Raw genomic sequence first — 20,928 nt, 5'->3', positions numbered from 1 at the left:
GAGGAAATCGCATGCGCTATGCCATTTGCTTCACGCCCCCCGCGAGCGATCCGCTCTCGCATGTGGCGGCCAATTGGCTTGGCCGCAACGTATTTTCAGGCGATATGGTCGAGCCCCCGGCAATCCGCGGCCTCGGGATCCATGAGATCGCCTTTCATACGGCAGTGCCGCGTCGCTATGGGTTTCACGGCGTGCTGAAGGCCCCTTTCCACCTCTCGCCCGAGGTTTCCGAATCGCAACTGCTGCGCGATCTGATGCGCTTTTGCGGGACGCTTTCGCCCTTCCAGATTCCGCGTCTGGAAGTTGCGCGCCTCGGCACGTTCTACAGCCTGTCACCGATCCGTCCTTGCGATCAGGTTCACTACCTCGCATCTGCTATCGTCCAGGAGTTCGACCGGTTTCGTGCGCCGCTCTCCGAGGCGGATATCGAGCGCAGCGATCCGGATGGACTGTCGGCCGCGCAATTCACGAACCTGCATCGCTGGGGTAATCCCTACGTGATGGACGAGTTCCGCTTTCATATGCCGGTCACAGGTCCGGTCAACGCGGTCGACATGCCGCGTATCGAGCAGGCACTGCGGTCACTGTTCGATCCGGTGCTTGCCGAACCGGTGACGGTCTCGAATGTCGCGCTGATGATCGAGGAGGGCACCGGCGGCCCGTTCCGTGTGCACTCGCTGCATCCGATGGGCAAGGTCAGCGCGCGCAAAATCGCCTGAGGCGCGCGCCTCGGGCCGAAGGCCAGTTACGCACTTTTACGGCTCGACATTCCGCTCACGGATGCTACCGTTTCACCTGTCTTTTCAAAAGGTGATTTGATGGTATCCGAGACCTATCCGCGCAATCTCATCGGCTACGGGCGCAATACGCCCGATCCGAAGTGGCCCGGCGAGGCACGCGTCGCAGTGCAGTTCGTCATCAATTACGAGGAGGGCGGCGAGAGCTCCATCCTCGACGGCGATCCGGCTTCGGAAAACCTGCTGTCTGAAATCGTCGGCGCGCAGCCCTGGCCGAACCAGCGCAATCTCAACATGGAGTCGATCTACGAATACGGCTCCCGCGCCGGCTTCTGGCGGCTCTGGCGTCTTTTCACCGATCTCAAGGTGCAGGCGACCGTCTATGGCGTGACGCTTGCCATGGCCCGCAATCCGGAAGCGGTGGCCGCCATGAAGGAAGCGGGCTGGGAGATTGCCAGCCACGGCTACCGCTGGCTGGAATACAAGGATTTCCCCGAGGATCTGGAGCGCAAGCACATTCTCGAAGCCGTGCGTCTGCATACCGAGCTGACGGGTGAGCGGCCCTATGGCCTGTATCAGGGCAAGCCCTCCGACAATACGCTGAAGCTGGTGCAGGAGGAGGGCGGGTTCCTTTATTCGTCGGACTCTTATGCAGACGATCTGCCCTATTGGGTGAAGGGCATCGACGAAAATCCCTTCCTCATCATTCCCTATACGCTCGAAACCAACGACATGCGCTTTGCCACGCCGCAGGGCTTCAATTCCGGTGACCAGTTCTTCACCTACCTCAAGGACGCCTTCGATACGCTCTACGAGGAAGGCAAGGAGGGGAGTCCGAAGATGATGTCGGTCGGTCTGCACTGCCGTCTCGTCGGCCGGCCGGGACGCGTGGCGTCGCTGAGGCGCTTCATGGAATATGTGCTGAAGCACGACAAGGTCTGGATCCCTCACCGTATCGAGATCGCGCGGCACTGGCATGCGAACCACAAGCCGGAAACAGTCTGATGATTTCGCGCAACGAATTTGTATCCCGTTTCGGCGGGGTGTTCGAGCATTCGCCCTTCATCGCCGAGCGGGCTTATGACGATGGCTTCGTCGGCGACAAGCTGACGGTGGATCGTGTGCACACGGAGCTCGTCGCCATTTTCCGCGCCGCGAGCAGGGAGGAGCGCCTCGGCGTCTTGCGTGCTCATCCCGATCTTGCCGGGCGGCTGGCGATATCGGGTGAGCTGACTGAAGACAGCAAAAAGGAACAGGCTGGTGCCGGGCTCGACCGGTTGAGCCCTGCCGAGCATGCGCGTTTCACCGAGCTCAATTCCGCCTATACGCAGAAATTCGGCTTTCCCTTCATCATCGCGGTGAAGGGGCTGAACAAGGACGATATCCTTGCCGCTTTCGAAAAGCGGATCGACAATACCAGCGACGAAGAATTCGTGACTGCGGCAGCGCAGGTCGAAAAGATCGCGTTGCTGCGCCTGACATCCATGCTTCCGGAGACCTGAATGACCGCTACGACCGATACCAGCCTGCCAGCTTTCGCCACGGGCGCCATCAATCTTGCCTCGGCCCGTCTCGGCGCCAAAGGTCTCTACGCCACGGACGAATTCTTCGCGCCGCTGGAGCGCATGCTGCAGGATGTGCCGGCAAGCTTCGATCCGGATCTCTATGACGATAACGGCAAGTACATGGACGGCTGGGAAAGCCGTCGCAAGCGCGTTCCCGGCCATGACTGGGCAATCGTGAAGCTCGCCATGCCGGGTCGCATCTTTGGCTTCGATGTCGATACCAGCTATTTCACCGGCAACTATCCGCCGCATTGCTCGATCGAGGCGGCCTTCGTCGAGAGCGGCGATCCGACTGACGCGACCGCATGGACGGAAATCCTGCCCAAATCGCCGCTCGGCTCCAGCGCCCACCACTTCTTCGAGAATGCCGACAAGGAGAAGATCTGGACGCATCTTCGCCTGCATATTTACCCGGACGGTGGCGTGGCGCGTCTGCGCGTCTATGGCTCGGCCTATTTCGATTGGTCTAAGGTCGGCGCGGGCGAGGAGATCGACCTTGCCTATATCTTCAATGGCGCGAAGTCGCTTGCCTGGTCGGATGCGCATTACGGCCATCCCGACAAGCTGCTCGGCCCCGGCCGCGGCCTCAACATGGGCGACGGCTGGGAAACCAAGCGTCGTCGCGGCCCGGGTCACGACTGGGCGATCATCCGCCTCGGTCATGCCGGCACGATCAAGCGCGTGATCGTCGACACCGCCTTCTACAAGGGCAATTTCCCCGACACTTGCGAACTGTTCGGCGCCTATCTGCCTGATCTCGGCGATACGCTCTCGGAGGCCGATATTGCCGCCTCGGAAAACTGGAAGCCGATCCTTCCGCGCAGCAAGCTGCAGATGGATCACATCCATGAATATGGCAGCGATACGATCGCCGATATCGGCCCCATCACGCATGTGCGCTACGCCATGCATCCGGATGGCGGCACGATGCGCCTCAGGCTCTATGGGGTGAAGGCTTGAGTTCTTTCCTCTTTCAGCCACGTCCCTTATATTCGCGGCATCAGGGTTGACGCCGCGATGAGACCGTCGGAAGTGCTGGAAAAGAACAGGCAGGCGATCCGCGAAGCGACCAAACGCTTCAACGCGGCGAACCCGCGTGTCTTCGGCTCCGTTGCCCGCGGTGAGGATCGGCCGGATAGCGATCTGGATATTCTGGTGGATGCGCTGCCAGGCAGCACATTGCTGACGCTTGGTGGTTTGCAGGATGCTTTGGAGCAGATGATGATTGGCACGTCGATCCACTTGCTGACCCCCGGCGATTTTCCTGAATCGATCCGGACCCGGGTTCTTTCCGAGGCCAAGCCCATATGAACGAGAGCCGTATCCCGTATCTTCTGGAGCGGATGCGCTCGGCGGCGGCCGATGCTCATGCAATGATCGCAGATGTCAGCAAGCAGCGGTTTCTTGAGGATATCATTTTGCAGCGTGCCGTCGGGATGAGCCTCCTGATGGCATCGGAGACGGCTGCTCAATTGATGAGGATCCATCCTGAATTCGCTGTCGAGCACCCCGAGTTTCCCTGGGGTGCGATGCGCGGCATGCGTAACCGCATTGCCGATGGCTATTTCGACATTGATCTGGAGAAGGTCTGGGCGACAGCCAAAGACGACGTGCCTGATCTGCTCGACAGGCTTGATCTTGTCCGCCACTGGCGTGCGCAAGGCGAGTAGTCCCAATGTCCCGCTTTATTGACGTCTCTCGCCTTACCAAATCTGCCTTCGCCCCGTTCGGTGACGTGATCGAAGCCGATCCCACAAGCATGCGGCTGATCAATGGCGGCAACACCGAGCGTTTCCATGCGCTTGCCACGCCTGAAGCTGCAGGCGAGGGCGCTCGTATCATCATCAATCTCTTCCGTGGCCAGCCGCGCGGTTTTCCCTACGAGCTCGGCATGATGGAACGGCATCCGTTCGGCAGCCAGAGCTTCTCGCCGATATCAGGCCGTCCCTTCCTCGTCGTCGTTTCGGAAGATGAGGGCGGTCGTCCCGGTCGTCCGCAGGCCTTTCTCGCGCGCGGCGATCAGGGCGTCAATTACAGGCGCAATGTCTGGCACCATCCGCTGATGGCGCTCGGTGAGCCGAGCGATTTTCTCGTTGTCGATCGTGACGGGCCGGGCAACAATCTGGAAGAATTCTTTTTCGACGAACCCTTCATCATCAAAGAGCCAGGCCTATGACCGGACTGACCACTCATGTTCTCGATACTGCGCTGGGCAAGCCGGCACAGGGGTTGAGGATCGATCTCTTTCACATCGAGGGTGAGCTTCGCCACCTTATCAAGACGGTCGAGACCAATGCCGATGGTCGCGTCGATGGCGGACCGATCCTCACCGGCGAGAGCTTTCGTGCCGGCACCTACGAACTGCTCTTTCACGCCGGCGATTATCTGAGGGCAAATGGCACGCCTCTGCCGCATCCGGCCTTCCTCGATCTCGTGCCGATCCGCTTTGGCATTGCCGATATCGCGGCGCATTATCATGTGCCGCTGCTGATCTCGCCCTATGGCTATTCCACCTATCGCGGGAGCTGACATGCGCTTTGCCGCTATTGCCGATATCCATGGAAACTACCCCGCACTGGACGCTGTGCTGGCTGACATCGCTGCCCAAGGGATTACAGATATTGTCAATCTCGGCGATTGTTTCAGTGGCCCGCTGGAGGCGGGCAGGGTGGCCGACCGGCTGCTATCGCTCTCCATTCCGACCGTGCGCGGCAATCACGACCGCTATCTGATCGAAGGACCGCCGGAGGAGATGCATATCTCGGACGCTGCAGCCTATGCGCAGCTTGGTGCAGCCCATTTCGATTGGCTACGGTCGCTGCCGGTCGACCTGATCTACAGGGATGAGGTCTATCTCTGCCACGCGACGCCTAAGGATGACAACCTCTACTGGCTGGATATGGCCGTTGCCGACGGCAGCGTGGTGCTGCGGCCGCAGGCAGAGATCGAAGCGCTGGCGGAAGGTATCGAAAGCCCATTGATCCTGTGTGGTCACACGCATATTCCGCGCATGGCAGCACTTTCAGGCGGCCGTCTTATCGTCAATCCCGGCAGCGTCGGCGGCCCTGCCTATGACGATGACAAGCCCTATCCGCACAAGGTCGAAACCGGCCACGCGATGGCGAGCTATGCGGTGCTGGAAAAATCGGCCAGTGGATGGACGGCACAATTCCGCAATGTCCGATACGACAACATGGCGATGTCGGCACTGGCGGAAGCCAATGGACGCGCGGAGTGGGCATCCGCGCTCGCGACAGGCCGAATGCCGCCGCAATCTTACTGACGGCCGGCGATGATCGAGGAGTCGACATCCTTGATATCGCGTTTGCCGCACAGCGCCATGGTGACGTCCATTTCCTTACGGATGATCTCGAGCGCCAGCGTAACGCCGTCCTTGCCCATGGCGCCGAGGCCATAGAGGAAGGGGCGGCCGATATAGGTGCCGCGCGCCCCGAGTGCCACGGCCTTCAGCACATCCTGACCGGAGCGGATACCGCCATCCAGATGCACTTCGAGACGGTCGCCGACGGCATCGACGATCCGCGGCAGCATGCTGATCGTAGAGGGGGCGCCATCGAGTTGGCGGCCGCCATGATTGGAGACGATGATGGCGTCGACGCCGGTTTCGGCGGCCTGCCTCGCATCCTCGACATCGAGAATGCCCTTGATGATCAGCGGACCGCCCCATTGTTCCTTGATCCAGGCGACATCTTTCCACGATAGCTGCGGGTCGAATTGTTCATTCGCGAAGGTCGTGATCGAGGGAAGGTCGTCGAGGCCCTTGGCGTGGCCGAGGATGTTGCCGAAGCTGCGACGCTTCGTCTTCATCATCTCCATGCACCAGAAGGGGCGCGTCGCCATCTGCCAGATATGTTTCGGCGTGAATTTCGGCGGGGCCGAGAGACCGTTGCGCAGATCCTTGTGGCGCTGGCTGAGGATTTGCAGGTCGGCGGTCAGCACCAGCGCGGAGCATCTGGCTGCCTTGGCGCGGTTGATGAGGTCAAGCACGAAGCCCCTGTCACGCATGACATAGAGCTGGAACCAGAAGGGTTTCGTCGTGACGGAGGCGACATCCTCGATCGAGCAGATGCTCATGGTCGACAGCGTGAAGGGCACGCCGAATTCTTCCGCCGCGCGCGCCGCCAGCATTTCACCGTCGGCATGCTGCATGCCGGTCATGCCGGTGGGCGCAAGCGCCACCGGCATCGACACCTTCTGGCCGATCATCGTCGTCTCAAGCGTGCGGTTGGTCATGTCGACCAGCACCCGCTGGCGCAGCTTGATGTCCCGAAAGTCGGCTTCGTTGGCGGCGTAGGTCGATTCCGTCCAGGCGCCGGAATCCGCATAGTCGAAGAACATCTTCGGGACGCGGCGCTGAGCCATTTTCTTGAGATCGGCGATGGTCAGCGGCTTGGCCATGGATCGAACCTTCACATCTGGTGATGTGGTCGAATACCACGCTTTCTCTTTCTCTGGTATTTGATTTCAGAGGAGTTTTACCATCAAGCCATCGCCTTGCTAAAGCCCGCTTTTCATTGCGACGCCCGCCACATAAGTCTCCGCCACAGCGCGGTCGTCGCCCATGGTTTGCAGCAGGAACAGTTCCTCCGGAAGCGTCTTCACCACTTCCATCTTCAAAGCCATAGCAGGTGTCGCTGCGGCGTTGAGAACGACGAGGTCGGCATCCGTGCCAGGCTCCAGTGTGCCGATTTTGTCAACCAGCGACAGCGCCTCGGCATTGCCGAGCGTCATGTAGTAATAGCTGTCCAGCGGGTTCAGTCGTTCGCCGAGAAGCTGCTGGATTTTGTAGGCTTCGTCCATGGTCCGCAGCATGGAATAGCTCGAGCCCCCGCCGATATCCGTGGCGACACCGATGCGAACGGGCTTCTCACGGCGGGCGAGCGTCTTCAGCGGGAAGAGGCCGGAGCCGAGGAAGAGGTTGGATGTCGGGCAATGGACGGCGACCGCGCCGCTCTCGCTCATGGCGTCGGCTTCACGCTCCGAAAGATGGATGGCGTGACCGAACAGGCTCTTCGGCCCGAGCAGGCCATAGCGGGCGTAGATATCGGTATAGTCGATCGCTTCCGGGTAGAGCTCGCAGGTGAATTTGATCTCGTCGTGGTTTTCCGACAGATGCGTCTGGATGTGCAGATCGGGGAATTCGCGGGCGAGTGTTGCCGTCGCCTCCATCTGGGCGGGCGTCGAGGTGATCGCGAAGCGCGGCGTGATGGCGACGTGGTTGCGGCCCCTGCCGTGCCAGTCGGCAATCACCTGCCGGGTCTCGTCGTAGCCCATCTCAGGCGTGTCGAGCAGGCCTTGCGGTGCGTTGCGGTCCATCATCACCTTGCCGCCGACCATGCACATGTTGCGGCGCATGGCCTCCGCGAAATAGGCATCGGCCGAAGTCTTATGAACAGAGCAATAGGCAACGGCCGTCGTCGTGCCGTGGCGGATCAGCTCGTCGTAGAAATGCGTCGCGATCCTCTGCGCATGGGCGCTTTCGACGAAGCGGCATTCCTCCGGGAATGTGTAGGTGTTCAGCCATTCCAGCAGATTTGCGGCATAGGAGGCAATGACCTGCATCTGCGGGAAATGCAGGTGCATGTCGATGAGGCCAGGCATGATCAGATGCGGACGGTGATCGATTTCGGAGACCTCGGCAGGTGCTTTGGCCTTGACATCAGCATAGGTGCCGACAGCGGCGATGATGCCATCCTCGATCAACAGACCGCCGTCTGTCTCGTAGAGATAGCTCTCGCTATCGGCGAGGCTGAGCGGGGCACGGCGAAAGGAGAGCAGGCGCCCGCGCAGGAGTATCGTGGTCATTCTTGTTTGCCTTCGACTGCGCTTTCGAACCAGGCGACGAGCAGCTTGCGCTCATCGGGGGTAATGTCGGTCACGTTACCCGGCGGCATGGCATGGCTGCGGCCGGCCTGTATATAGATTTCGCGCGCATGAGCGGCAATTTCCGCGTCATTTTCCAGAATCACACCATTCGGCGGTCGGGCGATGCCCTCATAGACCGGTTCCGCCGCATGGCACATGGAACAGCGCGTGCCGACCAGCTGCTTCACGGCGGGAAAATGCGGATCGCCGGCAAACTGCTGGAAGGCCGGGGCGACGGATGCGTTTTCGGTCTCGCCGGTTAAAAGCTTGGGAACCGTCGACAGCCACATGATGAGGATGAAGAGCACGACCGTGACGATCCAGGTCCAGGTCGGCCGGCCCTTGCGAGCATGGGTGGTGTTGAACCAGTGGCGGATCGTGACGCCCATCAGGAAGACGAGTGCTGCAATCACCCAGTTGAAGGTGGTGCCGAAAGCGAGCGGATAGTGGTTCGACAGCATGAAGAAGATGACGGGCAGCGTCAGGTAGTTGTTATGAAGCGAGCGCTGCTTGGCCATGTAGCCATATTTGGCATCCGGCGTGCGGCCGGCGATCAGGTCGGCGACGACGATCTTCTGGTTGGGAATGATGATCATGAAGACGTTGGCCGACATGATCGTGGCGGTGAAGGCGCCAAGATGCAGGAAGGCGGCGCGGCCGGTGAAGACCTGCGTGTAGCCCCAGCCCATGAAGACCAGCACGACATAGAGCACGGCCATCAGGCCCCAGGTGTTCTTGCCGAGCGGCGACTTGCAGAGCAGGTCGTAGATGATCCAGCCGCCGGCGAGTGATGCAAGCGAGATCAGGATCGCCACCGGCCTCGAGATATCGAGCACGTGGCGATCGATGAGGAACAGGTCAGCACCGCCGTAATAGACGATGCAGAGCATCAGGAAGCCGGAGAGCCAGGTGAAATAGCTCTCATATTTGAACCAGGTCAGGTGTTCCGGCATCTCAGCCGGCGCCACCAGATATTTCTGGATGTGGTAGAAGCCGCCGCCATGCACCTGCCATTCCTCGCCGTGAACACCGGCGGGCAGATGCGGGCGCTTCACCAGGCCGAGGTCGAGCGCGATGAAATAGAAGGACGACCCGATCCAGGCGATCGCGGTGACGACATGGAACCAGCGCGCCGCAAAGGCCAGCCACTCCCAGGCTATTGCATATTCATACATTCAGTTCCCCTGTTCTTCTTCCCGACTCGTGAGATTGCGAGAAATTCCGGCGCGAGGAAAGGGGGCACGTGGGGTTTCTCGCCGCAGCGGAGATTGCAGGAAGAGCTTGCCGGGTGCGGCATTTGTGCTAAGGCATCGCCGACGACGCTATTAAGGAGCCGCTGAAACATGCAGATCGAAGTCCCTTGCCCGAAGTGCCGCAACACGCGCATGAAGTTTCCGCGCCCGCAGCCGATCGACAGCGACATCATCACCTGTTTCAGCTGCAATTTCGAACTCGGCACCTATGGCTCGATCAAGAAAAAGATGGTGGCGATGCTGAACCGCGTCGCGGCTGCCGAACAGCAGCAGAAGAAGCACTAGTTTACGGCTTAAGCCGGTGCAGTTGCGCCGGCCGCGGCACGGGCCGTTCACAGGGTCCTTTAGCGACAGCCTGAAAGATCAGCCCGCTTCGATCAAAGCGTCTTTTCCGACCGGGCGTCCGTCGGCGTCGAGCAGCACCTTGAGCAGTGAAATCGCGCGCTGGCCGAGCGGGACTGGCTGGCCATCCCGCCGCAGCACGCCGCTGCCGGGGTCAAGCATGAAACGGCCGAAAGCATAGCGCTGCTCTTCCATCACAACACTTATATCCGCGCAATTTGAGGTGGCAATCTGGTTGATTGCTGTGCTGTCGGGCGGATGTGGCATTCGCATGCCTTAAAAAACATCAGATTTCTGCGACATTTTATCCACCGCGGGTGTTCCGATGTGGAGCAGCCGATTCCTTGAAATGTGAAGATCGGGTTACAGTTTTGAAACACAAGCCGCCGGGAAAGGGTGGAAACCGCTAAAGACCGGCGGCGCATTCATCGACGGAGAAGATGCCCATGCGCAGCATTCTGACATGCGTGATGATTGCATATGCGTCGTTCGCGGCAGCCCACGACGCCGGTACGGGGTGGAGTTACGACCCCTACTGTTGCAATGGAAATGCCGAAAACGGCGATTGCCAGATGATCCCGTCCAAGACTGTGGCCATAACGCCGGATGGCTATCGCGTGACGCTGAGGCCCGGCGATCACCGGCTGGTGACGCGGAGCCATGTCTTCCTGCTGCCGATGACCAGGGCGATGCATTCAGGCGATAGCGATTATCATATCTGCCTGTTCCCGAACGAAGATACCCCGCGATGTTTCTATGCGCCCGATATGGGTTACTGAGAGGATTTTAAGCCCTGTCGTCTTTGCGTGACATGTTCAGTCCTGCTCCACATCGAATTTCTGCAGCAGCCATTTCCGAAAATTCCTGATTTTCGGCACGTTTCGCCTGTTTTCCGGATAGGCGAGCCAATAGTCGCGTCCGTCATTGCCGGTCAGTTCGAAGGGTTGGTAAAGCCTGCCGGCGGCGACATCGTCTTGGAAATGGCCGGGATTGAGCATGGCGACACCGCCGCCGGCAATCGCGATGCTGGCATCGAGGATCTGGGTGCCGAATTCGCTTTTCGGATAGCGGGAAAGATCGGCATCCTTGACGCCGGCCGCGGAGAACCATTCTGCCCACCAGGAATCGCCGGCGCTGATCAGGAACAGTTTCAGAAGATCGGCGGGCTCGTGGATGCCGCCGATTTCGGCCGCGAGCTTGGGGCTCAGCATGGGGGAGTAGTCAAGTTTCATCAGCCGATGACTGATCAGGCCGGGCCAATCGCCGCGTCCCCAACGGATCGCCACGTCGGCAGCCTCTTTCTGGAAGTCGACGATCGTGCCTGAGGTGACGAGCCTGACGGCAATGTCCGGAAACTGCAGCTGGAAAGCGCCGATGTAACGCGAGAGCCATTGCTGGGCGAAGGTCGCCGTCGAATGGATCGTCAGCGTTTCCCCGGTCGTCTTGCGCATCGAGGCCATGGCTTCGATCAGAATGTTGAATGCTTCGGAGACCCTGGGGGCCAGATGTTTGCCTGCTTCTGTCAGCTCGATCTGGCGGGGCAAGCGCAGGAAGAGCGGCTCGCCGATATTCTCCTCCAGAAGCTTGATCTGGTAGCTGACGGCCGTCTGCGTCATGCCGAGCTCATCGCCGGCCCGGGTGAAACTGCCGAGCCGGGCCACGGCTTCGAAGACGCGCAGCGCATTCAGCGGGAACTGCTTCGACAGTTTCATGGATAAGTTCTCTTTATGGATGCAGACGGTTGTTCGATTGGAATTGCAGCATTTTTCCCGGCAAACTGCAATCATCTCATCAAACCATCAAGGTGATGTCATGGATTGCCAAGCTATCGAAGAGAGCCGTTCTCCTACAAGAGAGGCATTGTTCACCGTCATCGTTCGCCGGCTGGCCCGGGGGATTGGCAGCCGGAGGCCGCGGCTGGATATCGACGTCACACCCGATCGCATCAAGCGCGATCTCGGTTTCCTGGATGGACGCGACCCGCGCTACGAGGATGACCGGTCGCGGTAGGCGGCAAGTGCGGTCAGGATTTCGGCCGCTGTCATGGCGGCGATTACTTCGGGGCGTTTGTCCTTCACGAAGGAGCCGCCGATCGGCAAGGTAAGGCGCTCCAGCCAAGAGCGTTCGCCGCCGGCTTCGCGGGAAAGCCAGCTTGCAAAGGTCGCTCGTTTGGTCGCCGAGCCGATCATGCCGGTATAGGCGAGGTCGGTGCGGGCAAGTGCTTCACGGGCGATCAGGAAATCAAGGGCATGATCGTGGGTCAGGATGACGAGTGCTGCGCCGGCGGGCATGTCCTTCACCAATGCCTCGGGCATCGGCACCAACAGGCTCTTCGTCGAGACCGGAAGATTGGCGAGTTCATCCCGCCGGGTCTCGATGACGGTGATGGAAAGCGGTAGTGGCGCGAGCGCCGTTGCAAGGGCGCGACCAACATGGCCTGCGCCGAAGACATAGACTTCCGGCAGGCGTTCAGCTTCACTTTCCTGCTTTTTCCCCAGTTCGTCCCTGACGGCATCGGTCACACGGCGGAAATGCAGTTGGGTGCGGCCGCCGCAGCACTGGCCGATTTCCGGCCCGAGCGGAATGTCCATCACATCAGTGCCGCCGGTGCCGGCAAGCAATTCCCGGGCATTGGCGATGGCGATGAATTCGAATTGGCCGCCGCCAATGGTGCCCCAGAGGCTTGCTGCCGAGACCAGCATGAAGGTGCCTGCCTCGCGCGGTGTCGAACCCTGCGTGCCTGATATCTCGATCAGGACCGCTTCCGGCTGGACGGCCAGGAAGGCGCGGAAGTCGCTGCCGGGCACAAAACCGGAAAGGATTTCGCGCCGTGTCATGGCTACACCCTCTTCATCCTCTCGACCGCCATCAGCACGCGTTCAGGCGTTGCGGGCGCATCGAGATGGGGGCAGACGCGATAGTTGGCGACGCTGGCGACGGCCATGGAGAGCGCTTCCAGCACTGAAATCGCCAGCATGAAGGGCGGTTCGCCGACGGCCTTGGAGCGGCCGATGGTGGCTTCCGCATTCTCGGACCATTCGGCGAGCCGCACGTTGAAGATCTTCGGTCGGTCGGAAGCGAGCGGGATCTTGTAGGTGGAAGGCGCATGCGTGCGCAGGCGGCCCTTGTCATCCCACCAGAGCTCCTCGGTCGTCAGCCAGCCCATGCCCTGGACGAAGGCGCCTTCGACCTGGCCGATATCGATTGCCGGGTTCAGCGAGCGGCCGACATCGTGGAGAATGTCGGTGCGGTCGATCAGATATTCGCCGGTCAGCGTATCGATCGTGACCTCGGTGCAGGCGGCGCCATAGGCGAAATAGTAGAAGGGCGTGCCGCGGCCGGCCTGGCGATCCCAGTGGATCTTCGGCGTCTTGTAGAAGCCGGCGGCGGACAGCTGAACGCGAGCGAAGTAGGCCTGCTTTATGAAATCGGGGAAGGGGATTTCAATCTCGCCGACCCGCACGCGGTTCGGCAGGAAGACGATTTCCGAAACCGGAACCTCCCACTTTTCCGCCGCGAAGGCGACCAGCCGTTCTTTGAGCTGGCGGGCGGCATCATAGGCGGCCATGCCGTTCAGGTCCGAACCGGAAGAGGCGGCGGTCGCCGAAGTGTTCGGGACCTTGCCCGTCGTGGTCGCTGTGATCTTCACGCGGTCGATATCGACCTGGAAGCTGTCCGCCAGCACTTGCGCCACCTTGGTATAGAGGCCCTGGCCCATTTCAGTCCCGCCATGGTTCAGGTGGATCGAGCCATCCTGATAGATATGGACGAGGGCGCCGGCCTGGTTGAAGGCGGTCATGGTGAAGGAGATGCCGAATTTCACCGGCGTGAGCGCAATGCCCTTGCGGATATAGCGGCTATCGCGGTTGAAGGAGACGATGGTGTTGCGTCGGGCGCGGTAGTCGGCGCTGTCCTCCAGCTCCTCGACCACGCGCGCGATGATATTGTCCTCGACTTCCTGATGATAGGGCGTGGTCGTGCGCCCCGAGCCTGGCTGGCCGTAGAAATTCAGCTTGCGGATATCGAGCGGATCCTTGCCGACGGCATAGGCGATCTCTTCGATGAAGCGCTCGGCGCCGAGCATGCCCTGCGGGCCGCCGAAACCGCGGAAGGCGGTGTTGGAGACGGTATGCGTCTTCAGCGGCTGCGAGGTCAGATGCACATGCGGATAGAAATAGCTGGAATCGGCGTGGAAGAGCGCACGGTCGGTCACCGGGCCCGACAGGTCCGACGAGAAGCCGCAGCGCGCCGAATAGGTGGCGTCGACAGCGTGGATGCGGCCTTCGTCATCGAAGCCGAGTTCATAATCGACGCGGAAATCATGGCGTTTGCCGGTGGCGCTCATGTCCTCGTCGCGATCGGGGCGGAACTTGATGGCGCGCTTAAGCTTCTTGGCCGCGACCGCGGCGAGGGCTGCGAACTGGTTGCCCTGCGTCTCCTTGCCGCCAAAGCCGCCGCCCATGCGGCGCACATTCACGGTGACAGCATTCGAGGGAATATGCAGCACATGGCCGACGATATGCTGGATTTCGCTCGGATGCTGGGTCGAAGACCAGACGGTGACCTCGTCGTCCTCGCCTGGGATCGCCATGGCGATATGGCTTTCGAGGTAGAAATGCTCCTGACCGCCGATGCGCATACGGCCTGTCAGCCGGCGAGGGGCGTTTTCCATTTCGGTTTTCGCCTCACCGCGTTTCAGCGTCATCGGGGTGATCACAAGCGGGCTGCCGTTTTCGACGGCGCCGTCGATGTCGCTCCAGTGCGGCAAGTCGCGATATTCGATTTTTGCCATGCGGGCCGCACGACGAGCAGCCTCGCGGGTTTCGGCTATGACGGCGAAGATCGGCTGGCCGTGGAATTGAACCAGGGTTTCGGCAAGCAGCGGCTCGTCATGGCTGCCATTCGAGCTGACGTCGTTGATGCCGGGGATGTCCTTGCCGGTGAAGACCCAGACCACGCCGGGATGGGCCGCGACCTCCGACAGGTCCATCGAGATGATCTCGGCATGGGCGCGATCGGACATGCCGATAGCACCGTGCAGGAGATCGGCGGGTTCGGGAATATCGTCGATATAATCGGCACTTCCGGTGACATGCTTATGCGCTGAATCATGGCGCAAGGACACATGCATCTGGCCGTTGATGAGCTTGCGGTCTTCGAAGGTGGATTTGTCCATCAGGCAACCTCCTCGAACCGCTTCAGTTCGGCAGGTGCGCCGACGGTTTCGAGATAGAAGCGCGTCAGCAGGTTCTTGGCCGTCAACTGGCGGTATTCCGCCGTAGCGCGCCAGTCCGTCAGCGGCTGGAAATCGGCATCAAAGGCAGGGCGTGCGGCCTCTATGGTTGCTTCCGTCCAGGGTTTGCCGATCAACTCGGCTTCGACGCTGCGGGCGCGCTTCGGCGTTGCCGCCATGCCGCCGAAGGCGATGCGGATCTCGGTCACGCGCTCGGCCTCATTAAGCACCAGATAGAAGGCGCCGAGCACGGCGGTGATATCCTCGTCGCGGCGCTTGCTGATCTTGTAGACGGCGAATTTGGCGTCCGCGACCGGGTGGGGCACGAAGACGCTTTCGACGAATTCGCCCGGCCGGCGATCCTGCTTGCCATAGGCGATGAAGTAATCTTCCAGCGGCAGAGTACGGGCGCCTCCGGCCGAGCGCAGCGTCAGCTGCGCGCCAAGCGCAATCAGCGGCGGTGGGCTGTCGCCGATCGGCGAGCCATTGGCGATATTACCGCCGATCGTGCCCATGTTGCGCACCTGATCGCCGCCGATGCGGGTGATGAGGCGGGCAAAGGCGGGGATCTTCCGGGCGATGGTGTCGAGCGCGCGGGTATAGGTGACGCCGGCGCCGATCGCGATGCCATATTCACCTGCAGTGATCGTCTGAAGCTCCGCCAGATGATTGATGAAGACCACGGGATTCAGATGCTGCATCTGCTTGGTGACCCAGAGGCCGACATCTGTGGAGCCGGCAATGACGGTTGCGGTCGGCTCGGCCGCCAGCACCCGCGCAAGCGCATCGATGGAGCGCGGCACGATGAGGCGGCCTTCTTCTGACACAATCGAAATCGTATCGGATGCCTGCATGACCCAGAGGCGAGAGATGATTTCGGCACGGGTCTTTTCGAGCGGATCGAAGAGGGTGCTCGGCCGCTGCAGGCTCACCTGTTCGGCGGCCTTGACGATCGGCTCATAGCCGGTGCAGCGACAGAGATTGCCTTGCAGCGCCTTTTCGATCTCGGCACGGTCCGGCTTCTCGTTGGAGAGCCAGAGGCCGTAGAGAGACATGATGAAGCCCGGTGTGCAGAAGCCGCATTGCGAACCATGGCAATCGACCATGGCCTGCTGCACCGGATGCAGCGTGCCGTCCTTGGCTGCCAGATGCTCGATCGTCACCACATGGGTCGCGTGCAGCGAGCCGATGAAGCGGATGCAGGCATTGACGGATTCATAGAAAAGCTTGCCGTCGATCAGCCGGCCGACCAGCACGGTGCAGGCACCGCAATCGCCTTCGGCGCAGCCTTCCTTGGTGCCCGTCAGCCGCCGCTTCAGCCGGAGAAAATCGAGAAGAGTCTCCGTCGGCCGGACCTTACTCAAGGAAACGTCCTCGCCATTGAGGATGAAGCGGATGCTGTCGTTCATGATATTCCCGGTTGTTTTTCTTAAAATGGTTATGCCGCCGTCCAGCCCCCGTCAATCGAGATATGCGTACCGGTTACCTGCCGGGCTTCCTCGCTTGCAAGGTAAAACGCCAGCGTGCCGATCTCCTCGGCCTTGACGAATTCATGCGTCGGCTGCGCCTTGAGGATGACCTCGGTCTTGACCTGCTCCTCGGTCATGCCGCGCGCCTTGGCGGTATCGGGGATCTGCTTTTCGACCAGCGGGGTCAATACATAGCCGGGGCAGATGGCGTTTACCGTCACGCCGAATTCGGCAAGCTCCAGGGCAGCCGTCTTCGTCAGGCCTAATATACCATGCTTTGCCGCTACATAGGCAGATTTGAAGGGCGAGGCGACCAGGCCATGGGCCGAGGCAATATTGATGATGCGGCCATATTTCCTCGCCTTCATCAGCGGGATCGCAGCCCGCATCGTATGGAAGGAGCTGGAGAGATTGATGGCGATGATCTGGTCCCACTTCTCGATCGGGAAATCCTCGATCTTTTCAACATGCTGGATGCCGGCATTGTTGACGAGCACATCGACAGTTCCGAAGGTCTTGCCGGCAGTCTCGATCAGATCGGCAATCTCTGATGGCTTCGTCATGTCGGCCGGATGATAGAGTGCCTTCGCTTTCGACGATGATTCAAGGCGTTCGATTATCGCCTTGATTTCGTCGTCCTTTCCGAAGCCGTTGATGACGACGTTGTCGCCCCTGGCAGCAAAGGCAGTGGCGATCGCAAGCCCGATGCCGCTGGTGGAGCCGGTGACGACGATTGATCTGCTCATGCTTCTTCCTCCCTGACTGTGATATGCTGCATTGCAGCGTCAACGCGAGGTTATGCCCAAAGGCGGCGAGCTGGCAATCGGGAAGTGACTGAGGGGCGTGGCTGCCACTTACGCCCTTCCAAGCCAGGCGGACCTGCCCTATTGATTTGCCACGACAACAGCATGCAGCGGGAGGAATCGCATGGGTGGATATGTTCTGGCGGTCGATCAGGGAACGACCTCGACGCGGGCGATCGTCTTCGACGGCGACATGAAGATCGCCGGCATGGGCCAGAAGGAATTCACACAGATCTATCCGCGCTCCGGCTGGGTGGAGCACGATCCCGAGGAGATCTGGGATTCGGTCGTTTCCACGATCCACATGGCGCTGCGCGAAGCCAAGGTGACGGCCAAGGATATTGCCGCACTCGGCATCACCAACCAGCGTGAGACCGTCGCCGTCTGGGAGCGCGAAACCGGCAAGCCGATCCAGAACGCCATCGTCTGGCAGGACCGGCGCACGGCAAGCTATTGCGACAATCTCAAGCGGCAGGATCTCGAGCGCACCTTCACGAAGAAGACCGGCCTTATCCTCGATCCCTATTTCTCGGGAACGAAGCTCTCCTGGATGCTCGCCAATGTGAAGGGCGCAAGGGCGAGGGCAGCGCGGGGCGATCTCTGCTTCGGCACGATCGACACGTTCCTCATCTGGCGGCTGACTGGCGGCAAAACCTTCGTGACCGACGCGACCAATGCATCGCGCACGCTGATGTTCAATATCGCGACCAATGAGTGGGACGAGGATCTGCTCGACATCCTGCGCGTGCCGGCCGCTATGCTGCCCGAGGTGAAGGATTGCGCCGATGATTTCGGCACCGTCGATCCGGAGCTGTTTGGTGCAGCCATCCCGATCCTCGGTGTTGCCGGCGACCAGCAGGCGGCGACGATCGGCCAGGCCTGCTTCGAGCCGGGCATGCTGAAATCGACCTATGGCACCGGTTGCTTCGCGCTGCTGAATACAGGCAGCGATATGGTGCGATCGAAGAACCGTCTGCTGACGACGATTGCCTATCGCCTTGATGGTGAGACGACCTATGCGCTGGAGGGCTCGATCTTCATTGCCGGGGCGGCGGTTCAGTGGTTGCGCGACGGCCTTGGCATCATCGACAGGGCATCCGAAACGAATGACCTCGCGGAGAAGGCTGATCCGACACAGGACGTCTATCTCGTGCCGGCCTTCACCGGCCTCGGCGCCCCGCATTGGGATGCCAAGGCACGCGGTGCGATCTACGGCCTGACCCGCAACAGCGGCCCGGCGGAGCTTTCCCGTGCCGCACTGGAAGCCGTTTGCTACCAGACACGCGACCTACTGGAGGCGATGCAGAAGGACTGGAAGAATGGCACCGACGACACGGTACTGCGCGTCGATGGCGGCATGGTCGCCTCGGACTGGACGATGCAGCGGCTTGCCGATCTGCTGGAAGCTCCCGTTGATCGTCCCGTCATCCTGGAAACGACGGCGCTCGGTGCTGCCTGGCTTGCCGGCAGCAGGGCTGGGGTGTGGCCGGACAGGAAGAAGTTCTCGGCGACCTGGAAGCGTGACCGGCGCTTCGAGCCCTCGATGGACGAGAAGACCCGTGCCGCTAAGCTCAAGGGTTGGAAGAATGCGGTGAAGCGGACGCTGAGCGAGCTTTGATTGCTCAGTTTGGCGAGCTCATATGAGCATACTGCTTGCGGTATTCCGCCGGCGTCACGCCGAGATGGCGCGTGAAGGCCCGGCGTAGCGTATCGTCATCGGCAAAGCCGCATGCGCTTGCCACCTGTTTCGGCGCGTGGCCGCTTTCGAGCAGGCGACGGGCAGCCGTGATACGAGTGAATTCGACCCAGCTTGCCGGTGTCATTCCGACCTCTTCGCGGAAAAGGCGGGCGAAATGGCGTGGGCTCAGTTCCATCCGGCGGGCCAGTTCCACCACACTGTGATCGGCAGCCGGATTGGCTGCGACCCAGCGCTGCACCTCCTGCAATGCCGAGCGTCCGGCGGGGGCGCCTTCACCTTTGCGGCTGAATTGCATCTGGCCGCCGGGGCGCTTGAAGAACATGACGAGCTGGGCGGCGGTGCGCATCGCCACATCGCGACCGAGATCCTCTTCGACGAGGGAGAGGGCAAGATCCAGTCCTGCAGTGACGCCAGCCGCTGTCCTCAATTCTCCATCGGCTACATGGATGGCATCTTCCTCGACAGTCACCGAAGGGTAGGCCTCCCTCAGCCTCTCGGTGACAGCCCAATGGGTCGTTACTCGCCGGCCGTCGAGCAATCCTGCAGCGGCGAGCAGAAATGCGCCGCTGCAGACTGAACCGTAGCGCGGGGCGCGCGGTGCGGTCTTGCCGAGCCAATCCAGCAGCCTTGCATCGGGTCTGATCTCAGCCGCGTTCGGGCAGCCGGCGACGAGAAGCGTATCCAGCGGACCGATCTCATCTTCGATCGTGTAATCGGCGACCAACCGCACACCGGAGGAGCTGCGGATATGGCCGTGGCTGCTGGCGATGACGATGGGTCGATAGGCTTCCGTGCCGCTTTGCAGATTAGCTTCGGCGAAGACGTCGAGCGGGCCGGAGACATCCAGAAGCTGGACGCCGGGAACGGCGAGGATGGCGATGTTCCTGGGTTTCATCTGATGGCCTCATGTCCGCATCGGAATGGTTTTGGCAGGAAATGACGGATAGCGTCTATTGCTGCCATCGTTGGCAGCTTTTACTCTCCCTGACATTCACCAGCAAGGAGAAAGACGATGACATTGACAATAGGCGATATCAGTATTCCCGACAGCAAGCTGGCACGCGACATTACCGAAGTTGTCAGGGACACGGAGTCGCCGCTGCTCTTCCACCACTCCAGCCGTGTCTTCTATTTTGGTGCGCTTGCGGGCAAGCGCCGCGGACTGCACTTCGATCCCGAACTGCTTTATGCCGGCGCCATGTTCCACGATATGGGGCTGACGCATCGGCACAGTTCGGAGCATGAGCGTTTCGAGGTCGATGGCGCCAATGCCGCCCGTGATTTCTTGAAGAGTTACGGTATCGCGCAGGCCGATATCGATACGGTCTGGACGGCGATTGCGCTGCACACGACGCCCGGCATTCCGCAGCACATGCATCCGGTCGTAGCCCTGGTGACGGCGGGTGTGGAAATGGACGTGCTCGGGATCGACTATCACGGCTTCCATGATTCCGACCGCGAGGCGGTGGTGCATGCCCATCCGCGCACGCGGCATTTCAAGGAGGATATCCTCCAGACTTTCTATGACGGCATCATGCACAAGCCGGAAACGACCTTCGGCAATGTGAAGGCGGATGTACTGGCTGATAAGGATCCGCATTTCCACGGAGGCAATTTCTGCAGCGTGATCCGCAATTCAGCCTGGATCGGTTAAGTCTCAGGCAGGCGGCGTCGATGCCGTCTGCCTCTTTCGTCTCCCAAATTAAAACAACTCTATTTTGTGGTGTGGAAAAATATACGCTTTAATGTAGAATTTCCTAAGGTATTGGCTTATACTCTTGCGCTGCATCTGTGGGGGATAATGCCATGAACAGCATACACCCAATAGCGACTGCACTTGTACTGTCTCTGCTGTCAGACATTGTTGGGCCGACTTTGCTCTATGCGCAGACGCGCGTGCAGGCGAAGTATTTCGCAGCCTTCACGATGGATGGGCGGCCT

General features: G+C 60.6%; 24 protein-coding genes. 14 read left to right on the top strand and 10 right to left on the bottom strand.

Going from position 1 to position 20,928, the window contains the following annotated elements:
• The first annotated feature begins 11 nt into the window (after positions 1 to 11).
• The 9 genes from AB4Z13_RS24860 to AB4Z13_RS24820 all read left to right on the top strand — a co-directional run bounded on the left by AB4Z13_RS24860 (position 12) and on the right by AB4Z13_RS24820 (position 5,585).
• Entirely contained in the window at positions 12 to 719 is a 708-nt protein-coding gene (locus AB4Z13_RS24860; RefSeq protein WP_310386749.1) for a DUF1045 domain-containing protein, read from the top strand.
• Positions 720 to 818: 99 nt separating this feature from the next.
• Positions 819 to 1,742: an allantoinase PuuE gene (gene puuE, locus AB4Z13_RS24855; RefSeq protein WP_442207044.1), complete on the top strand. Its 924-nt coding sequence runs from the start codon at positions 819 to 821 to the stop codon at positions 1,740 to 1,742.
• A complete protein-coding gene (uraD, locus tag AB4Z13_RS24850; RefSeq protein WP_442207043.1) occupies positions 1,742 to 2,239 on the top strand; it encodes a 2-oxo-4-hydroxy-4-carboxy-5-ureidoimidazoline decarboxylase in 498 nt (165 codons plus the stop codon). Before puuE ends, uraD begins: the two co-directional genes overlap by 1 nt.
• A complete protein-coding gene (alc, locus tag AB4Z13_RS24845) occupies positions 2,240 to 3,262 on the top strand; it encodes an allantoicase (protein WP_310386754.1) in 1,023 nt (340 codons plus the stop codon).
• Between the two features lie 57 nt (positions 3,263 to 3,319).
• Positions 3,320 to 3,613, top strand: coding sequence for a nucleotidyltransferase family protein (locus tag AB4Z13_RS24840; RefSeq protein WP_442207042.1), 294 nt, complete (start codon positions 3,320 to 3,322; stop codon positions 3,611 to 3,613).
• A 32-nt stretch (positions 3,614 to 3,645) separates the two neighbouring features.
• On the top strand, positions 3,646 to 3,972 hold the full coding sequence (locus AB4Z13_RS24835) for a HepT-like ribonuclease domain-containing protein (protein WP_442207041.1): 327 nt from the start codon (positions 3,646 to 3,648) through the stop codon (positions 3,970 to 3,972).
• Between the two features lie 5 nt (positions 3,973 to 3,977).
• On the top strand, positions 3,978 to 4,478 hold the full coding sequence (locus AB4Z13_RS24830; RefSeq protein WP_442207040.1) for an ureidoglycolate lyase: 501 nt from the start codon (positions 3,978 to 3,980) through the stop codon (positions 4,476 to 4,478).
• Positions 4,475 to 4,831 (top strand): hydroxyisourate hydrolase, encoded by a 357-nt coding sequence (uraH, locus tag AB4Z13_RS24825; protein ID WP_113323246.1) that lies wholly within the window; start codon positions 4,475 to 4,477, stop codon positions 4,829 to 4,831. The genes AB4Z13_RS24830 and uraH overlap by 4 nt, the downstream gene beginning before the upstream one ends.
• A gap of 1 nt (position 4,832) precedes the next feature.
• A complete protein-coding gene (locus tag AB4Z13_RS24820) occupies positions 4,833 to 5,585 on the top strand; it encodes a metallophosphoesterase family protein (RefSeq protein WP_113323245.1) in 753 nt (250 codons plus the stop codon).
• Here the strand turns inward: AB4Z13_RS24820 and AB4Z13_RS24815 are convergent.
• The 3 genes from AB4Z13_RS24815 to AB4Z13_RS24805 form a co-directional block, all read right to left on the bottom strand.
• On the bottom strand, positions 5,579 to 6,721 hold the full coding sequence (locus AB4Z13_RS24815) for an alpha-hydroxy acid oxidase (protein WP_442207039.1): 1,143 nt from the start codon (positions 6,719 to 6,721) through the stop codon (positions 5,579 to 5,581). The genes AB4Z13_RS24820 and AB4Z13_RS24815 overlap by 7 nt on opposite strands.
• A 99-nt stretch (positions 6,722 to 6,820) precedes the next feature.
• A complete protein-coding gene (gene guaD, locus AB4Z13_RS24810) occupies positions 6,821 to 8,128 on the bottom strand; it encodes a guanine deaminase (RefSeq protein ID WP_442207038.1) in 1,308 nt (435 codons plus the stop codon).
• Complete coding sequence (locus AB4Z13_RS24805) at positions 8,125 to 9,363, bottom strand: urate hydroxylase PuuD (RefSeq protein ID WP_442207037.1); 1,239 nt, start codon at positions 9,361 to 9,363, stop codon at positions 8,125 to 8,127. Before AB4Z13_RS24805 ends, guaD begins: the two co-directional genes overlap by 4 nt.
• A 168-nt stretch (positions 9,364 to 9,531) precedes the next feature.
• Here AB4Z13_RS24805 and AB4Z13_RS24800 point away from each other — a divergent pair, with 168 nt between their 5' ends.
• A complete protein-coding gene (locus AB4Z13_RS24800) occupies positions 9,532 to 9,726 on the top strand; it encodes a hypothetical protein (protein WP_113323241.1) in 195 nt (64 codons plus the stop codon).
• Positions 9,727 to 9,804: 78 nt separating this feature from the next.
• On the opposite strand, the gene AB4Z13_RS24795 is transcribed toward AB4Z13_RS24800, so the two are convergent.
• The gene (locus AB4Z13_RS24795) at positions 9,805 to 10,050 is read right to left on the bottom strand and encodes a winged helix-turn-helix domain-containing protein (protein WP_442207036.1); all 246 of its coding nucleotides are present in this window, start codon (positions 10,048 to 10,050) and stop codon (positions 9,805 to 9,807) included.
• Positions 10,051 to 10,229: 179 nt separating this feature from the next.
• On the opposite strand from AB4Z13_RS24795, the gene AB4Z13_RS24790 reads away from it, so the two are divergent.
• Positions 10,230 to 10,562 (top strand): hypothetical protein, encoded by a 333-nt coding sequence (locus AB4Z13_RS24790; protein WP_113323240.1) that lies wholly within the window; start codon positions 10,230 to 10,232, stop codon positions 10,560 to 10,562.
• A 36-nt stretch (positions 10,563 to 10,598) separates the two neighbouring features.
• On the opposite strand, the gene AB4Z13_RS24785 is transcribed toward AB4Z13_RS24790, so the two are convergent.
• On the bottom strand, positions 10,599 to 11,495 hold the full coding sequence (locus AB4Z13_RS24785; RefSeq protein ID WP_442207035.1) for a LysR substrate-binding domain-containing protein: 897 nt from the start codon (positions 11,493 to 11,495) through the stop codon (positions 10,599 to 10,601).
• Positions 11,496 to 11,595: 100 nt separating this feature from the next.
• Here AB4Z13_RS24785 and AB4Z13_RS24780 point away from each other — a divergent pair, with 100 nt between their 5' ends.
• Complete coding sequence (locus AB4Z13_RS24780; RefSeq protein ID WP_113323251.1) at positions 11,596 to 11,793, top strand: hypothetical protein; 198 nt, start codon at positions 11,596 to 11,598, stop codon at positions 11,791 to 11,793.
• Here the strand turns inward: AB4Z13_RS24780 and xdhC are convergent.
• The 4 genes from xdhC to AB4Z13_RS24760 are packed head-to-tail and all read right to left on the bottom strand — an operon-like array spanning position 11,769 to position 17,231.
• The gene (xdhC, locus tag AB4Z13_RS24775) at positions 11,769 to 12,620 is read right to left on the bottom strand and encodes a xanthine dehydrogenase accessory protein XdhC (protein WP_442207034.1); all 852 of its coding nucleotides are present in this window, start codon (positions 12,618 to 12,620) and stop codon (positions 11,769 to 11,771) included. The genes AB4Z13_RS24780 and xdhC overlap by 25 nt on opposite strands.
• 2 nt (positions 12,621 to 12,622) lie before the next feature.
• Entirely contained in the window at positions 12,623 to 14,959 is a 2,337-nt protein-coding gene (xdhB, locus tag AB4Z13_RS24770; protein WP_442207033.1) for a xanthine dehydrogenase molybdopterin binding subunit, read from the bottom strand.
• Positions 14,959 to 16,425, bottom strand: a complete 1,467-nt coding sequence (gene xdhA / locus AB4Z13_RS24765; RefSeq protein ID WP_442207032.1) for a xanthine dehydrogenase small subunit — start codon at positions 16,423 to 16,425, stop codon at positions 14,959 to 14,961. The genes xdhB and xdhA overlap by 1 nt, the downstream gene beginning before the upstream one ends.
• Before the next feature lie 29 nt (positions 16,426 to 16,454).
• Positions 16,455 to 17,231 (bottom strand): 3-hydroxybutyrate dehydrogenase, encoded by a 777-nt coding sequence (locus AB4Z13_RS24760; RefSeq protein WP_442207031.1) that lies wholly within the window; start codon positions 17,229 to 17,231, stop codon positions 16,455 to 16,457.
• 181 nt (positions 17,232 to 17,412) lie between these two features.
• Here AB4Z13_RS24760 and glpK point away from each other — a divergent pair, with 181 nt between their 5' ends.
• Positions 17,413 to 18,906 carry a glycerol kinase GlpK gene (glpK, locus tag AB4Z13_RS24755; protein WP_442207030.1) on the top strand — a complete coding sequence of 498 codons (1,494 nt, stop codon included), beginning with the start codon at positions 17,413 to 17,415 and terminating at the stop codon, positions 18,904 to 18,906.
• A 4-nt stretch (positions 18,907 to 18,910) separates the two neighbouring features.
• On the opposite strand, the gene AB4Z13_RS24750 is transcribed toward glpK, so the two are convergent.
• A complete protein-coding gene (locus tag AB4Z13_RS24750) occupies positions 18,911 to 19,882 on the bottom strand; it encodes a GlxA family transcriptional regulator (RefSeq protein WP_442207029.1) in 972 nt (323 codons plus the stop codon).
• Between the two features lie 117 nt (positions 19,883 to 19,999).
• Between AB4Z13_RS24750 and AB4Z13_RS24745 the strand changes: the two genes are divergently transcribed.
• Positions 20,000 to 20,641: an HD domain-containing protein gene (locus AB4Z13_RS24745; protein WP_442207028.1), complete on the top strand. Its 642-nt coding sequence runs from the start codon at positions 20,000 to 20,002 to the stop codon at positions 20,639 to 20,641.
• Positions 20,642 to 20,928: the final 287 nt, after the last annotated feature.

Source organism: Rhizobium sp. YAF28, assembly GCF_052113285.1.
Taxonomy (GTDB): domain Bacteria; phylum Pseudomonadota; class Alphaproteobacteria; order Rhizobiales; family Rhizobiaceae; genus Rhizobium.
Note: the sequence above shows the minus strand (reverse complement) of the source record. Positions and strands in the feature narration are given on the sequence as shown.

Bases quoted from the DNA above. Each gene is read 5' to 3' on its own strand.
- AB4Z13_RS24860 (WP_310386749.1), top strand. From the start codon at position 12: ATGCGCTATGCCATTTGCTTCACGCCCCCCGCGAGCGATCCGCTCTCG.
- puuE (WP_442207044.1), top strand. From the start codon at position 819: ATGGTATCCGAGACCTATCCGCGCAATCTCATCGGCTACGGGCGCAAT.
- uraD (WP_442207043.1), top strand. From the start codon at position 1,742: ATGATTTCGCGCAACGAATTTGTATCCCGTTTCGGCGGGGTGTTCGAG.
- alc (WP_310386754.1), top strand. From the start codon at position 2,240: ATGACCGCTACGACCGATACCAGCCTGCCAGCTTTCGCCACGGGCGCC.
- AB4Z13_RS24840 (WP_442207042.1), top strand. From the start codon at position 3,320: ATGAGACCGTCGGAAGTGCTGGAAAAGAACAGGCAGGCGATCCGCGAA.
- AB4Z13_RS24835 (WP_442207041.1), top strand. From the start codon at position 3,646: ATGCGCTCGGCGGCGGCCGATGCTCATGCAATGATCGCAGATGTCAGC.
- AB4Z13_RS24830 (WP_442207040.1), top strand. From the start codon at position 3,978: ATGTCCCGCTTTATTGACGTCTCTCGCCTTACCAAATCTGCCTTCGCC.
- uraH (WP_113323246.1), top strand. From the start codon at position 4,475: ATGACCGGACTGACCACTCATGTTCTCGATACTGCGCTGGGCAAGCCG.
- AB4Z13_RS24820 (WP_113323245.1), top strand. From the start codon at position 4,833: ATGCGCTTTGCCGCTATTGCCGATATCCATGGAAACTACCCCGCACTG.
- AB4Z13_RS24815 (WP_442207039.1), bottom strand. From the start codon at position 6,721: ATGGCCAAGCCGCTGACCATCGCCGATCTCAAGAAAATGGCTCAGCGC.
- guaD (WP_442207038.1), bottom strand. From the start codon at position 8,128: ATGACCACGATACTCCTGCGCGGGCGCCTGCTCTCCTTTCGCCGTGCC.
- AB4Z13_RS24805 (WP_442207037.1), bottom strand. From the start codon at position 9,363: ATGTATGAATATGCAATAGCCTGGGAGTGGCTGGCCTTTGCGGCGCGC.
- AB4Z13_RS24800 (WP_113323241.1), top strand. From the start codon at position 9,532: ATGCAGATCGAAGTCCCTTGCCCGAAGTGCCGCAACACGCGCATGAAG.
- AB4Z13_RS24795 (WP_442207036.1), bottom strand. From the start codon at position 10,050: ATGCCACATCCGCCCGACAGCACAGCAATCAACCAGATTGCCACCTCA.
- AB4Z13_RS24790 (WP_113323240.1), top strand. From the start codon at position 10,230: ATGCGCAGCATTCTGACATGCGTGATGATTGCATATGCGTCGTTCGCG.
- AB4Z13_RS24785 (WP_442207035.1), bottom strand. From the start codon at position 11,495: ATGAAACTGTCGAAGCAGTTCCCGCTGAATGCGCTGCGCGTCTTCGAA.
- AB4Z13_RS24780 (WP_113323251.1), top strand. From the start codon at position 11,596: ATGGATTGCCAAGCTATCGAAGAGAGCCGTTCTCCTACAAGAGAGGCA.
- xdhC (WP_442207034.1), bottom strand. From the start codon at position 12,620: ATGACACGGCGCGAAATCCTTTCCGGTTTTGTGCCCGGCAGCGACTTC.
- xdhB (WP_442207033.1), bottom strand. From the start codon at position 14,959: ATGGACAAATCCACCTTCGAAGACCGCAAGCTCATCAACGGCCAGATG.
- xdhA (WP_442207032.1), bottom strand. From the start codon at position 16,425: ATGAACGACAGCATCCGCTTCATCCTCAATGGCGAGGACGTTTCCTTG.
- AB4Z13_RS24760 (WP_442207031.1), bottom strand. From the start codon at position 17,231: ATGAGCAGATCAATCGTCGTCACCGGCTCCACCAGCGGCATCGGGCTT.
- glpK (WP_442207030.1), top strand. From the start codon at position 17,413: ATGGGTGGATATGTTCTGGCGGTCGATCAGGGAACGACCTCGACGCGG.
- AB4Z13_RS24750 (WP_442207029.1), bottom strand. From the start codon at position 19,882: ATGAAACCCAGGAACATCGCCATCCTCGCCGTTCCCGGCGTCCAGCTT.
- AB4Z13_RS24745 (WP_442207028.1), top strand. From the start codon at position 20,000: ATGACATTGACAATAGGCGATATCAGTATTCCCGACAGCAAGCTGGCA.